The following is a 14065-nucleotide window of genomic DNA, read 5'->3' as shown; positions in this document are numbered from 1 at the left end:
TCCGAACCTTAAAGTCCAGACTGAAAAGTGGAATAGAGGCTCAGTAGTTTTCTTTCTTCAACCCCCCAGTTGTAACGACTCAAGACAGCGGCTCTACCATTCGCCCCCATCTCAGAAGCAATGGAGGGATTCGATACAATATAATCAATAGCTTCTGCTATTTTATTTGGATCAAGCGGATCCACACATACTCCACATTCACTACTCTCGATGATTTCTCTCCATAATGGGAAGTCTGAAGCGATCACCGGTAAACCAGCGCACATATACTCAAACATCTTGACAGGCAAAGCATCTAAGTAATTAACAACAGGATGCAAAGTTACCAGTCCTGCCGACGAATGGGCTAGAGTATTTGCTATCAAATCTCTGTCTAGCCACCCCAGTTCTTCTACGCGCTCCCAACCAGAAAGCGACTTAGCTTTTAACTCAACATCCTTCTCGGAGAACTTCCCCCCCAATAGCAGGCTCACATCACTCTTGACAAACTCCATCGAAGAAACGATTTCATATATGCCCCTTATGACAGAAATCCCTCCCACGTAGCATATTTTCTTCCCGTCCCTAACAGAGGAAGTTGAATCAACAAACGAAAACTCGCTTAAAATAGGAAAATTATTTACCGAAACTGACAACGGGTTGATTTTTAAAAATTTCTCTTCGATGAACGGCGTAGCCGCTACAATTGCATTAAACTTTCTGCAAGCCCACCGCTCATAAAAATCAAATAATTTTGAGACTACTTTAGCGAGCGTTTTGTTAAGATAAGGCTTCGCCAACAACTGAGATGGGACATCTTCATGCGAATCAAAGATTACAACCTTACCAGCTTTTTTAAGTTTTATCCCACAAGGTATCAGTTCCGGATCATGTATATGATAAATGGCCGCATCTTCAAGCAGCGCGGCCTTAAATACTTTCCTGGTCGTAAAAAACACTCGATCTAACCGACCTGAAGCCCTACCAACATCAACAATTTTTATATTTTTCTTAGTTTCCCTACCCTTACCATCTGCCACAACAAGAATGACCTCATAGCCAGCAGCTTCGAGTGAGCAGCATTCCTTGTGGAAAATTCGCATGTCATCGCGAGGATGAGCAGATGTAAGATGAGCAACTTTCATATCGATCCCTTAAGCTTTTACGAATAAACAGCGATTTTTTTCCCAGTGACTTTCTGAATAAATTGTTGCGCTTTTTTGGTGCCTCGCTGTAGTCCGCCCCAGTTTTTAAATTTGGTAAAATCTTGGATTGGCGCTGCCATGAGCTCATCAAATTGGCTTCGTGTAACTCGCATTTTTTTACAAAAATACTCTATATCAACCTCAAGCTCATGAGGGTCATAAAGAGATTCTTCTAATTTCGCCAATGCCTCTTCCCGCGAGAGTTGCGCGGAAAGAATCATACTGGAATAGTGTAGCTTGCGCTTATCGTATCCAAATTTAGTAGGAAGATAGTAGTTCTGGAACAGCTTGGTAAAAATAGACTCTCCATGCTTACGAGCATATGAGCGGTAACCTATCGTTTCCTGAAGATATATTTCCGCTTCTTTTTTATTGTAATCCATGAAATTCAATGGTCTTACTGTCCGCATTCCTTTAATAAAAGGATACCAAAAATAGTAATCAAAAAAACTGATGGTTTTATAGTCTCGCAGAGGCTTCGAGCCGTACTTTTTGTGAATATCCTTTAAATTAATGGCGTCCATTGCACTTCCATGCCAAGAATCAGGAAACACCGCCTCAGTCGCTAAGTTACCGCCGCTTAGAATGTATTTAATACCATTCTTCACTGCAAAGTGATACATACTGGAAAAAAAGGCATGGTCTTGGGGAACATCTTGATTGGCCACTGCTGCCTTCATGTAGGAGAGCTGCAAGTCGCGCATCTCCTCCCAATTAATCACATGGGTATGAAGATCGTATCCGCAATATTTAATAATTTTTTCGATATTGCTAACTGCAAGCTCGCTATTCCAACCTGCATCGACATGCACTACTAATGGCCGCAGCCCGAAGTCCTTAATTTTTACAGCCAAGTAAGAACTGTCAACTCCACCGCTCAACCCGATAATGCAATCGTATTCCTTTCCAGCCCCTTCCTTTTTTATCTTATCAATAATACTTTGCAATCGAGTATTTCCATCGACGCCAGTAAATAATTGAAGAGACTGTACCTCATCAAATTTATGACAGTGATTGCAAACGCCATGCTCGTCAAATCTGATATTCGCGTCAGTCTCATCCATCACACAGCGTGAACATGTTTTATACACAATCTGCCCTCTCGAATTCATTACAATACCTCCTGCTTTCGAATTAATCATGGCAGCGCATGGACAAACTCCACATGCGCGCCAAGATCAAGAAAAGCAAGTTATTTATTCCCGGACAACGAATTATTAAGATCCGGATAACTTATCAAAACTGCCTTATGTTTTCCGTGAAAGACGAAAAAACTTCCTGCCGCGACCGCGGACACACCCGCTTGTTCAAAGGGCTCGTTAAGGTCGGCTATCGAACCCGCGCCACCGCATGCGACGACAGGTATATGAACGCCAGCAACAACCGACTTGATGAGCGGTATGTCATATCCTTGCATAGTTCCATCACGATCTATGGAGTTTAGGAATATTTCCCCGGCTCCAGCGTCCTCGACCCTTTTGGCCCATTCGACTGGCGAGACCTTGGTATCTTTCGTGCCTGATTGGGAATAGACCGAATAACGGCCCAACAAGCTTTTTTTACAATCGATAGAACAGACGACACTTTGAGACCCGAATTGATCAGCTATTTTCCGAAGAAGTTCGACATCGGCCAAAGCCGCAGTATTCAAAGCTATTTTTTCAACACCCAAAGCAAAAACCCGCTGTGCATGCTCAAGCGTACGAATACCGCCACCGTAGCAAATAGGCATGAAACACTCACCGGCTACCTCGGCTAACAGTTCATAGTCCGGCTCACGACCTAATGTAGACGCCTCTATATCAAGCAGAACCAGCTCATCAACTTCTTTTTCATTGAAAATGCGAATAGCATTAATCGGGTCGCCCACATATTTCGGAGCCTTAAATTTCACCGTTTTAACCAGCCCCCTGTCTTTTAACAGCAAGCATGGAATTACGCGTTTTCTCTGCATCAGATCAACTCGACGAAATTCTTGAAAAGCTGCATGCCGAAGCGATGACTCTTTTCCGGATGGAACTGAAAACCGAAAATATTATCCTTGGCAACCGCAGCCGTAAATTTCTGTCCATAATCGGCCGTCAAAAGCGTATCGCGCTCATTATCGGGACACATATAATAGCCATGGACAAAATAATAGCGACTTTCATCTGTTAGACCCTGCACCAATGGATGCTCATAATTACATGAGACATGACTCCACCCCATGTGAGGCACTTTTCGTTCCGGACGCTTCTCAAAACGCTTGATATCCATATCGATCCAGCCTAACCCTGGCTCGATACCTTCCTCAGAACGACGCCCTAGCATCTGCGACCCTAAGCATACTCCCATCACAGGTTTACGAGCGACAAGCACCTGTTGATTAAGTACATCTATGAGGCCGCTCTCACGCAAGGTTTTCATTCCGGCATCAAACGCGCCTACGCCGGGCAAAATCAGCTTTTCTGCGTTTACAATATCATCGATGAGGTTGGAAGCCTTGGCCTTCGCCCCAACTCGCTTCAACATATTCAGTACCGAGGCTATATTCCCCACACCATAATCGACCACTACAATCATGAGGAAACTCCCTTAGCACAACGATATGACATCGCAAAATAAATAACATACATTATGGCATAGCTTGCCGAGTACCACCACAGGGCTTCCAGCACCCCACCCGCGAGCAGAAAGCATGCCGCCGTGATGCCCAGCAATCCTAATTGCCAAATCAGATCCAATCCTTGTCGTTGAGCGATATAAATAGTGTAACTAAGGGGGCTCACGACAAAACGCATATAGAACATTGGAATAAGCAGAATTGCATATCGCCCCGACTCAGTCCATTCAGCACCAAAGACAAACATGAATGCCCACTCCCCCAACCACCAGAACAAAACAAATGGGGGCAAGGCCAATAGAGCCAAGACAATGAAGGTGCGCAAGAAGATGGTCCGGCAAGATCCCGTAACTCTATAATCTCGAGCTGCTTGTTCTTTGAATACATCCAGGACTGAAGTAGCTAGCAGTGTAATGGGTGCCCCCATCATTTTTATTGTTAATGCAAACCAACCTGCAGCCTCCGCGCCGAACCGGGAAGCTATCAAGATGACTGGCAACTGGCTGGCGACAGTGTTGGTAAGATCAGCGGGCAGGGAAAACTTTGGAAAGTCTCTATACCTAAAAGCCACCGTCCTTACTGAGCGAGTGCTTTCATCCCAACATGACTTTAACCAAGAGCGATCAAACCAGAAAAATACCAATAAGGTAGCCAATAGCACGCCAATCGTTTGGCCGTAGACTAGCCCACTTACGCCCAGTGCGAAGTAACCAGCCAGCACCTGTGCCACCGCGATAGCACCCGCCAGAGCGACTCTGGCAATGCCAAGCTTGTTGAAGGCCTGTTGAAAAGCCAATAACGAAAGCAGCCCTTTATTTGCGCCCATCCCAAAAACGACAAAAGCCAAGACGAAGGAATAACTCTTGACTATAGAAGGAACTTGCTCAAAAAAAGAACTCGCTATTGCGACCAAAACCGTAGCTATAATTGACAGCGCGACGGTTATAAGTAAAACCAGCTTAATGATTGGCTTTGAATCATCATTCGTATTACCGCTGAATAATGCCAACTCATAACGCCCCGTGACCACAACAGCCATTATCGTAGCGAATGAAAGCCAAACGTTGAAAGAGCCCAGCTCTCCTGGAGAATACAGCCTTACCAGAAGCAACATAACGCCCAAGGATATCACTTGGGCCCCTAAGGTCCCGATGAGCACGCTGCGTACCCGAGAAAAAAAGTTACTCTTCAAGCTAATGCCCTCGTCTGCCCCGTTGGTTCTCTAGAGAAAGCCATCAACACGAGAAGCAGAAGCATGAAAGAGATACCTGACCCTAACAAAACCGTTGGCAATGACTGCTCAACAATTTTTGTTACAAAGAGCAGCGCAACGGGCATCGCAATAAACATGGAGCGCTTCATGTAAAGAAGATTCAGCAGCATAACAATCGCACCGACTATGAATGCTTCGATTACCACAGCCATGTAACCCAGCCTCAAATACGCCACTGCAAAAAAATTGACGTTAGCATTAGTTTCCGTATTACTATAAATATACTCGCCAATTCGAAATGTAATCGGCTCACTTTTGCTAAAACCTGACAAAAGACCTATAGCCGTATCGCTATAATTATTAATTCCGTACGAATCATAAAACAGCTCCGCCGCGCCTAGCATTGTGGAAGGCACGGTATACGCTCGCCTAATCAGGTAGTCATTCAGGTAGGAATACCCCATAATCTCGAATTCGAGAAAACCTGCAATCAACAAGCCTATTGCACCGAACAACAACCAAGAAACATTAACTTTCCCATAATACCTAAAATAGGTCATCAAAACATAGACCAAAGCCAAAACAACAAAGGGGTACTTCTGTCCAAACGCCCCCCATAAAACCAGAACGTTAATCACCCCTAGCCAAAAAAAGAAATTGGATTTCTTGTAGACCCCCCAGGCAAATAAAACGGGAAAAAACGCCTGTGTTCCTATCGATGCAATATAACCTTCCATAGATCCCGCTGCAAAAACATCACGGGCGATTGAACGACGCAGATATTGCCCAGAAAAATCGATAGAAAAAAACGATACACTTTTGAGCAAAACAAACACTAGAACGAGGATATTAATCACTGAAACAGCAAATAGATATCTCTCACCACTACTGGACTGACCGCCGTCACGGCGAAATCTAATCTTATTAATAAGCGCAATAAGAACAACGCCTATTAAAACAGACAAGCACAACCCAGAGAATGGACTAGCCGCTGGGTAAAATGTATTTGCCCCGTTCAATACAAGCGCATGAGGCACGACAACCAAAAACAGCAATGCTACGACAATATCCCCAGGCTTACTTATACTTGAGCCGCATAAAAGAGAGCTTCCAACGGCTAACAGAAACAAGTAAACAACCTGGAGGCCATCCAAGCTTTTCTGGGCGGCCCCCATATAGTCATACAACAAGTACAGATAATTATTATTCATCCATAGAAGCAGGACAAAATATATAAAGAAGTACATTCCATTCAAAAAAGTTGCCTTGTCAACTTTTAAAGAAATATACATAGCTTAACCAGCTACCGCAGCGCAGATCGTTGCCACAGCCTCGTCATCCAGATAAGGATGCATTGGTAAACTCATGACCTGTTCTGCGACGCGGTCCCCCACAGGCAACTGGACGCTTGCATCGGCCACAGCAGGCTGTTTGTTCAGGGGAATAGGGTAATGAACAGCCGTCGGAATTCCCTGCTTCTTTAGCTTCTCTTGTATCTGGTCACGCCCATCAACGAGAATGGTATATTGAGCATAGGCACTGGTGTTCCACTCTTCGACATAAGGGATTGTCTTTATCCCCAAGGCTTTGAGTGACTCACCATACAAACTTGCAATACGTTGGCGCTGTTCAAGCTCCTCCTCAAAAACTTCAAGTTTAGGCAGGAGAATTGCCGCTTGCAGCGTATCCAGGCGACTATTAACTCCCACGCGCACATGATGATAGCGGCGGTCCTGTCCGTGTCGCGCGATCTGGCGCAGTACTTTGGCCAGTTCGTCGTCATTGGTAAACATCGCACCACCGTCCCCATAACATCCCAGCGGTTTGCTTGGAAAGAAACTGGTGCACGCTATTGTAGTGAGGTTGCAAGAGCGTTTCCCTTTGTAGGTAGCGCCGAAGCTTTGTGCTGCGTCTTCGATTACTGGGATTGAATATTTAGCGGCAATCGCATTAATCGCATCGTAGTCTGCACATTGCCCGTATAGAGAAACCGGAATGATAGCTTTCGTACGCGGGGTAATTGCTGCTTCCAGCTTTTGCGGGTCAAGATTATATGTCCGTGGATCAATATCCACATACACTGGTTTTGCACCGAGCAAGGCAACTGTCTCGGCGGTCGCAATATAGGTGAAACCTGGTGTTATGACTTCGTCACCTGGCCCAATTCCCAGCGCCATTTGAGCGATTTGCAAGGCATCGGTGCCGTTGGCGCAAGTTATGCAATGTTTAGCGCCAACAAACTGAGCAAGTTTTTCCTCGAGTTCCGCTACCTCTGGGCCGAGAATGTACTGGCCGTGGCTCAAGACACGCTGGATACCGGCATCGATCTTGTCCTTGATACGTGCTTGCTGGCTTTTCAGGTCAATGAATTCAATCATGCTCAGGCATCCGTCTTGTTCAAAAGTTTTCCGTTCAGCACGTAGCGTGCCCCCGTATGCGAGCAGAAGGCCTCGCCCTGCTCGTTCAACTGCAGTTGCTCGCCAAATTCGCTCATCCAGCCAATCTGCCGTGCGGGCACACCCACCATCAATGCGTAGGCCGGTACATCCTTGTTGATGACCGCGCCGGCACCGACGAAAGCATATTCACCAATGGTAACGCCGCAGACGATGGTGCAATTGGCGCCAAGCGTCGCGCCCTTTTTTACCAGCGTATCGAGGTACTGGTCCTTGCGCTCGATCAGCGAACGCGGATTATAGACATTGGTGAAAACCATGCTGGGACCACAGAACACGCCTTCTTCCAGCGTGACATTGTCGTAGACCGACACATTGTTCTGGATCTTGCAGCGGTCGCCGATCACGACCTTGTTGCCCACAAATACATTCTGCCCGAGCGAAACGCCGGCACCAATGCGGGCGCCCCCGCAAACATGGACAAAGTGCCAGACACGGGAGTTTTCACCGATCTGCGCGCCCTCATCGACGATCGCGCTTGGGTGCTGATAATAATTCATGGCGTCAGACTCACATTAGACTGAGGTTGATCGAAAGCACGCTGCAGTGGCTCGGCAGCATAGTGCCCATAACGACGTGCACCTACCTCGTTAAGGTGGTGGCTGTCACGGTAGATGAGCAAGCCTTGCTGATAAGGCGCAGCGGCAAAGAAGCTGCTATTGGAAAAGTCCAGGAAACGCACGCCCGGCGTGCGGTCGACAATAGCCTGAACTTGCTGGTTGGCAACCTGCCACTCACGATTGAATGTCAATGGCGCCGGCAGGCCAAGCTCGGTAAAGCGCCTTACCCGCTGCACGTCTGTTTCAAACATGGGTACCTGAGCAAGCACCACGATGTGTTTATGGGCTCCTGCAGTATCGACGAGAAACTCAGCAAACGCCTTGGCGAATGCTTGGCTCTGCATCTGGTACTGCCACATGCCCGCGATGATCACCCGCTCCACCTTCGGCAACTCACGAACCACGGCCTCGATCTGCGCACGGCAAGGTTTTTGCGCCCAGGTTGGCAGGCGTTCAATGTCGAAGCCGGGGATAGGCACGCAACTGCTGGCAGTGAGCACACGATAAGCAACGCCCTGCTCTTCGCCCACCTGGTCGAAGAAGTAGTTCAGTTGGGCAGCATGGCTATCGCCAATTACCAGGACGGACACTTCGGCATCCGCCTTGCCTCGCTTGCACGCGCCCACTTGGGTGCCATGGCAGATAAGCTCTGGAGCAGCATAACGTGTGAGTTCCACAGGCAACGGAGCGACCAGCGAGGCGTTGACACGTTGCCCACCCCACGCCACCAGCACGACAACAGCACCGGCTGCAGCCCACTTGGGCAACTGGCGCATCATGCCGGAAGCGTTTCTGGCGGGTGTTTCGACCAAGCGATAGGACAGCCATGCTAGCAGTACAGAGCTGGCCACGAAAATCAGCAACCATGCAGCCGTCAGCTCGTACTGCCCCGTGTAATAGCGAATGAACGCCAGCACCGGCCAATGCCACAGGTACAACGAATAGGAAATGCCACCGATCCAGACCATCGGCCGAGTGGCCAGCAACGCACTGACCGGACCACGCCGGGCGGCGATGAGCAGCCCTGCCGCGACACAAGGCAAGATGGACCAGAAGCCTGGGAAGTGTTGCTTATCGATAGCCAGCACTGCCCAAGCCAGCAGGATTGCGCCCAGCCCACCGAACACGCTTGCAAGTAACATGGGCAGCTCGCGCTGGCGCATCAGCAAGGCAACGATGGCACCGACCATGAATTCGGGAATCCGTGCCGACAGGGCAAAGTACATCCCCTCTTGCGATTCGCCCAGTCCACGGTAGCCGCTCCAGCCAAACAGACTGGCGGCGAGCAAGGCAAACGTTATGAGACGCCACTGCTTTGGCAAGCAAATGATCAGCACCGGGAAGAACAGATAGAACTGCATCTCGATGGCCAATGACCAAGTATGCAGAAGCGGCAACTCATGGGCCCGCGGCGCAAAATAACTGCCGAAGCCAGAAAAGTACTGGTTGCTGGTAAACAGTGCCGAGGACTTCAGGCTGTCGAGGAAAAATGCAAAGTCATCAGGCAGAAACAGGAGCGCGGACAGCGCGCACACCACCACCAGCATGACGAAATACGCCGGCAGAATGCGCTTGATGCGGCTGGCATAGAATGAAACGAGATCGACCTTGTCGCTTCGCTCGGTCAACAATGCCGTTATGATGAAGCCAGAGATGACAAAAAAGATGTCGACGCCAACATAGCCGGCTTTCAGCCAGCCACTATTGGCGTGATAAAGCATGACCGCCAGCACCGCAATTGCACGCAAGCCCTGAACATCGAGACGAATGCTGCGCACGCGGCGCATCGCACCCGCTTCGTTTGGCTTGTTGAAATTATCGTTCGACACGCTGGCTTGCGATCCTGCTTGGGAAACTTGAAACGGGTGGCGCAAGACCACCCGTGTTGTCTCGCCGCTCAGCGAGAAAGGGCTTGGACGAACGGATGCGCTTCGTTGTCCGCTGCCACGACGATGGCAGCACTGCGAATGGTGTTGACCGTCTCCACGCAGTGGCGAGCATCCTCGATGCCATAACCACGCCCAGCCAGGATTTCCTCGTAGCTGGTGGTGTGCAGGTCAGTGAAACCTTCGGAGAACTCCATTTCCTCACCGTTGACGGTAATCGAGCGGTAAGTCGGCTTCTTGCCCTTTACCGATTCCGGCAGGTCGTTGGCGTCGACCGACAAGAACCAGCGTACGCGTGCTTTCTCGTACTCCAGGTAACCGGCCGCCTTGTGTTCGGAAGTGAAGTGCACAACGTTACGCTGCAGCTTGCCGAAGATGAAATGCAGCATGTCGTAGAAGTGCACGCCGATGTTGGTGGCGACGCCGAAGGACTTGCGCGGATCACCTTTCCAGCTTTGCAGGTACCACTTGCCGCGGGAAGTGATGTAGGTCAGGTCGACTTCATACTTATGGGGGTTGTTCTCGCGGGCAACCTTGTCCTTCAAGGCAATGATTGCCTGGTGATGGCGCAGTTGCAGGATGTTGAACAGGCGCTTGCCGGTTTCCTGCTCGATCAGGGCCAACTGGTCCAACTGCTGCGGGGTCGGAACCAGCGGTTTTTCGCAGATCACGTCACAGCCCATGCGCAGACCGGCGGCAATGTGCGGCTGGTGCAGGTAGTTAGGCGAGCAGATCGACACGTAATCCAAGGCGGTCGCTGGGTCGCGCTTGAGGCTGTGGGCGTGATCAAGGAAGAACTCGAACTCGGTAAAGAATTCGCTTTGCGGTGAAATGCTGTCGATGATGCCTACCGAGTCATTGATGTCATAAGCGGACACCAATGTATTACCAGTATCCTTGATGGCGCGCATATGGCGTGGGGCGATATATCCGGCGGCACCAATTAGAGCAAAACGTTTCATCCAGAACTCTCCTGTCATCAAGCTTTGATAATATTCGATTGAGGGGCGCGATATTTACCACGACTATCGATGATCAGTTGAGCATGTTGACTGATAAGCTCATAGTCGAACCTATCGTGGTCGGTGGCCAGGATAACAGCATCATAAGCCTTTAGGACTTCAGCGGTCAGAGGCTCACTGGAAAGGTCAAAGTGGTGCTCACGCATCTTCGGAAACTTCAGGACGTGGGGGTCGGAATATCCTACGACACCTCCTTTGGCCTCGATCAACTCCATGATTTCAACAGAAGGTGACTCACGCATATCATCTACGTTCTTCTTGTAGGCGATACCAAGTACCAGAACTTTACTGCCTTTCAAAGGCTTGCCGCGCTCATTCAGACCGTCCATCAGTTTGTTCAGCACGTACTCTGGCATAGCTTGGTTGACTTCACCCGAAAGCTCGATAAACCGTGTGTGCAAACCATACTCACGGGCTTTCCAAGTCAGATAGAACGGGTCGATTGGAATGCAGTGACCACCAAGACCAGGGCCCGGATAGTAGGCAGTGAAGCCGAAGGGCTTGGTTGCAGCGGCGTCGACGACTTCGAAAATATCAATGCCCATGCGGTCTGCGACCACTTTCATTTCATTCACCAAGCCGATATTGACCGCACGGTGGATATTTTCCAGCAGCTTGGTCATTTCAGCAGCTTTGGTAGAACTAACCTGTACCACTTGGTCAATCGCATGCTCATAGAGAGCGACACCGACCTCAAGGCACTCCGGCGTATGCCCGCCGATTACCTTTGGAATGGTACGGGTCTCAAAGTTCGGATTGCCCGGATCTTCGCGCTCCGGAGAGTAAACCAGGAAGATGTTCTCACCCACACGCAACCCTTTCTCCTGGACACGCGGCAGCAACTCTTCTTCTGTGGTGCCCGGGTAAGTCGTACTTTCAAGCGAAACGATCTGGCCCGCCCTTAGATAGGGTTTTATCGCATCAGTCGTGTTTATCACGAAGCTCATATCGGGTTCGCGATATTTATTCAACGGTGTGGGTACACAGAGAATCAGCGCATCACATTCAGGCACACGTGTAAAATCGGTAGTGGCTTCAAATCCGCTTTGGCAAGCGACTTCGATTTTCTCGCTCGGAATGTGTTCAATGTAACTTTTCCCCGAGTTCAGCAGCTCAACCTTTGAACTATCGATATCGAGACCAATGACTTTAAATCCAATCGCATTATAACGCAGCATCAAAGGCAGGCCGACGTATCCAAGACCGACGATACCGATGACGGCCTCTTTTGCTTTAAATTTGGCGACGCTCGCCTGCTTTATGCTCGACATCCAACTCTCCATTTAACTTGTCAAAATTATCTAATTCATCAGGGCTATGAATCAGGCCTGAATCTGCCTGACCCCTACCATTGCAAACCCGCTAAACCTGCGTCTCAGCCCGACGGACCGGTACTGGGGCGCATCCACCTCAGCTTTTCTATCGCGAGGCAAAAAAAACCGTCAAGGGACAGCACGATCCGGCACCAACCGCCGCCCCTACAGATGTCTCACCATGCTCTGATTCACAAGACATCTACAGAACTTATTGATAGCGGCCGCTGAGCGACAGGACCACCCGCCCCCTCGCAAACCGCCATTATGCCTGTTGTGCAGCAAAATGGCTTTCTTGGATTGCACTTTACTGATCTCCGGCAAGCTTTTTCAGGGTTTGCTTCCGTTAGCTAGCTTGCCTTTTTTTGCCATCATTACGACATCTGAGCTCTTAAGCCCCCCCATCTAGCGGCCCTGATGAATACAGCAGACGGGGCTTCGGCACACCTACTACCGCATCATATTTCATACTCAACCTTCAACTCTGCTCCAGATCAGGACCCCGACTTCCATTAACTTTCTCATATCAGCAAAAAGCCCGGCTTCACGAAGATAATCCTCACAAAGACGGGCTTAAGTAATCATTTGGAGGCGCCACTCTAAAAGCGCTGCGGAAACATTCTAGAATCGAGAAATCAACCCTCTCAATCCTGTATTTGTTGCTCCTTACTCCGAACAATCGCAAATCGAATTAACGCTATGAAACCACCCAACGCCCCGCCAGCAAGAATACCCAGCAGCAAAATCATAGCTTTTCTTGGCTTAATTGGGCTTTGCGGCACCTCGACACTACCATCTTGTCGATAAACCGAAATGCTTTCTGGATCAATATTCAACTTACGGTAAAAATTGTATCGCATTTGGAGTGAACGCAAATCCGATATGAAGGCGTCATCAGAAGCTCTTGACTCCAGCGCTTTCACTTCCGCAGCCAAGGCTTTGCTGCCTCGCTGGTAATCCATTTTATTACCCGTTTCTACTGTTATATCAACGGCTGCCGTGGAGTTTATACTCGGACTGGTAAGACCAATTGCTTCCGCGATCTTCAATGCTTCGCGCAACTGCTGGATCCGATCCTCACGTATTCGCTGTGCAGTCTCGCGCAAACTGACAATACGCTGTTCCAGATTACGCGCCCTTACTGCAGCCTCAGCCGTAACGTTCTTGATCAGCTCTGACTCAGCCGCCTCACTGGCACGCGCCACATAAGCCTTCGCCCACTCCGTAGCTCGAACGGGATCCTTACCCTGGACCGTCACCGAATAGCGGTCTGGCGTATCTTTACCAGCCCCCTTTATCACCAGCTCTCGAGAGAAACGCTCATACAAGCGGTCAAGCGCACCCTTTCGCTCGGACTCATCAAGTGAAGGAAGATAAACCTCATTGAAAAATGTCTGACGAAGAGATTCACCTTGTAGATTTCGGGCAAATACGTCATAGACATGCTTGATGGAATAAGGATCGAGCTCAGTGCTTTTCCCTCGACCATAGTTCAACTCAGCAATACCGTTCTGAGTAGGAGGCATGATGAAAAGCTGGGCTTGATAGATCGGTTTACTGAGGAACGCATAAGCAGCTGCACCCACGGTAACCAACAAGGTGACCGCAAGGATCAACCACTTTTGCCCCCAGAGCCCGCGCGCAAGCGCAATCAGATCGATCTCATTGGCGCCTGGGGTTTCAATACGATTATTTTGCATGGCTGACCCCGACTCCCTTTTTTGGCATTGCGCCTACAGACACATCGAACTCACTAAAAGGCAAGACGGGCACAGCGACAAACTGAATCAACTTAATTTTGAACAAAACGCACCCAAAGTCAGAAAAAA

The 14065-nt window shown here is 49.1% G+C and carries 12 protein-coding genes; all 12 read right to left on the bottom strand.

Going from position 1 to position 14065, the window contains the following annotated elements; genetic code table 11:
- Nucleotides 1–8: 8 nt before the first annotated feature.
- Nucleotides 9–1124: a glycosyltransferase family 4 protein gene (locus ACLH0I_RS09255; RefSeq protein WP_411386858.1), complete on the bottom strand. Its 1116-nt coding sequence runs from the start codon at nt 1122–1124 to the stop codon at nt 9–11.
- 17 nt (nt 1125–1141) lie between these two features.
- Nucleotides 1142–2275, bottom strand: coding sequence for an N-acetyl sugar amidotransferase (locus ACLH0I_RS09250; RefSeq protein ID WP_411387482.1), 1134 nt, complete (start codon nt 2273–2275; stop codon nt 1142–1144).
- 101 nt (nt 2276–2376) lie between these two features.
- Nucleotides 2377–3138 (bottom strand): AglZ/HisF2 family acetamidino modification protein, encoded by a 762-nt coding sequence (locus tag ACLH0I_RS09245; RefSeq protein WP_411386857.1) that lies wholly within the window; start codon nt 3136–3138, stop codon nt 2377–2379.
- On the bottom strand, nt 3138–3746 hold the full coding sequence (hisH, locus tag ACLH0I_RS09240; protein ID WP_411386856.1) for an imidazole glycerol phosphate synthase subunit HisH: 609 nt from the start codon (nt 3744–3746) through the stop codon (nt 3138–3140). The genes ACLH0I_RS09245 and hisH overlap by 1 nt, the downstream gene beginning before the upstream one ends.
- Nucleotides 3743–4978, bottom strand: coding sequence for an oligosaccharide flippase family protein (locus ACLH0I_RS09235; RefSeq protein WP_411386855.1), 1236 nt, complete (start codon nt 4976–4978; stop codon nt 3743–3745). Before ACLH0I_RS09235 ends, hisH begins: the two co-directional genes overlap by 4 nt.
- Entirely contained in the window at nt 4975–6291 is a 1317-nt protein-coding gene (locus ACLH0I_RS09230; protein WP_411386854.1) for a hypothetical protein, read from the bottom strand. Before ACLH0I_RS09230 ends, ACLH0I_RS09235 begins: the two co-directional genes overlap by 4 nt.
- A 3-nt stretch (nt 6292–6294) precedes the next feature.
- On the bottom strand, nt 6295–7377 hold the full coding sequence (locus tag ACLH0I_RS09225; RefSeq protein ID WP_411386853.1) for a DegT/DnrJ/EryC1/StrS family aminotransferase: 1083 nt from the start codon (nt 7375–7377) through the stop codon (nt 6295–6297).
- Nucleotides 7378–7379: 2 nt separating this feature from the next.
- The gene (gene wbpD / locus ACLH0I_RS09220) at nt 7380–7955 is read right to left on the bottom strand and encodes a UDP-2-acetamido-3-amino-2,3-dideoxy-D-glucuronate N-acetyltransferase (protein WP_411386852.1); all 576 of its coding nucleotides are present in this window, start codon (nt 7953–7955) and stop codon (nt 7380–7382) included.
- The gene (locus ACLH0I_RS09215) at nt 7952–9802 is read right to left on the bottom strand and encodes an acyltransferase family protein (protein WP_411387481.1); all 1851 of its coding nucleotides are present in this window, start codon (nt 9800–9802) and stop codon (nt 7952–7954) included. The genes wbpD and ACLH0I_RS09215 overlap by 4 nt, the downstream gene beginning before the upstream one ends.
- A 110-nt stretch (nt 9803–9912) precedes the next feature.
- The gene (wbpB, locus tag ACLH0I_RS09210; protein WP_411386851.1) at nt 9913–10863 is read right to left on the bottom strand and encodes a UDP-N-acetyl-2-amino-2-deoxy-D-glucuronate oxidase; all 951 of its coding nucleotides are present in this window, start codon (nt 10861–10863) and stop codon (nt 9913–9915) included.
- Nucleotides 10864–10880: 17 nt separating this feature from the next.
- A complete protein-coding gene (wbpA, locus tag ACLH0I_RS09205) occupies nt 10881–12194 on the bottom strand; it encodes a UDP-N-acetyl-D-glucosamine 6-dehydrogenase (protein ID WP_411386850.1) in 1314 nt (437 codons plus the stop codon).
- Between the two features lie 686 nt (nt 12195–12880).
- Entirely contained in the window at nt 12881–13936 is a 1056-nt protein-coding gene (locus ACLH0I_RS09200; protein ID WP_411386849.1) for an LPS O-antigen chain length determinant protein WzzB, read from the bottom strand.
- Nucleotides 13937–14065: the final 129 nt, after the last annotated feature.

Source organism: Pseudomonas sp. MPB03 (assembly GCF_046605385.1).
Lineage (GTDB): Bacteria > Pseudomonadota > Gammaproteobacteria > Pseudomonadales > Pseudomonadaceae > Aquipseudomonas > Aquipseudomonas zanjanensis.
Note: the sequence above shows the minus strand (reverse complement) of the source record. Positions and strands in the feature narration are given on the sequence as shown.

Coding starts and splice junctions, on each gene's coding strand:
- ACLH0I_RS09255 (WP_411386858.1), bottom strand. CDS start 1,124: ATGAAAGTTGCTCATCTTACATCTGCTCATCCTCGCGATGACATGCGA.
- ACLH0I_RS09245 (WP_411386857.1), bottom strand. CDS start 3,138: ATGCAGAGAAAACGCGTAATTCCATGCTTGCTGTTAAAAGACAGGGGG.
- hisH (WP_411386856.1), bottom strand. CDS start 3,746: ATGATTGTAGTGGTCGATTATGGTGTGGGGAATATAGCCTCGGTACTG.
- ACLH0I_RS09230 (WP_411386854.1), bottom strand. CDS start 6,291: ATGTATATTTCTTTAAAAGTTGACAAGGCAACTTTTTTGAATGGAATG.
- ACLH0I_RS09225 (WP_411386853.1), bottom strand. CDS start 7,377: ATGATTGAATTCATTGACCTGAAAAGCCAGCAAGCACGTATCAAGGAC.
- wbpD (WP_411386852.1), bottom strand. CDS start 7,955: ATGAATTATTATCAGCACCCAAGCGCGATCGTCGATGAGGGCGCGCAG.
- ACLH0I_RS09215 (WP_411387481.1), bottom strand. CDS start 9,802: ATGCGCCGCGTGCGCAGCATTCGTCTCGATGTTCAGGGCTTGCGTGCA.
- wbpB (WP_411386851.1), bottom strand. CDS start 10,863: ATGAAACGTTTTGCTCTAATTGGTGCCGCCGGATATATCGCCCCACGC.
- wbpA (WP_411386850.1), bottom strand. CDS start 12,194: ATGTCGAGCATAAAGCAGGCGAGCGTCGCCAAATTTAAAGCAAAAGAG.
- ACLH0I_RS09200 (WP_411386849.1), bottom strand. CDS start 13,936: ATGCAAAATAATCGTATTGAAACCCCAGGCGCCAATGAGATCGATCTG.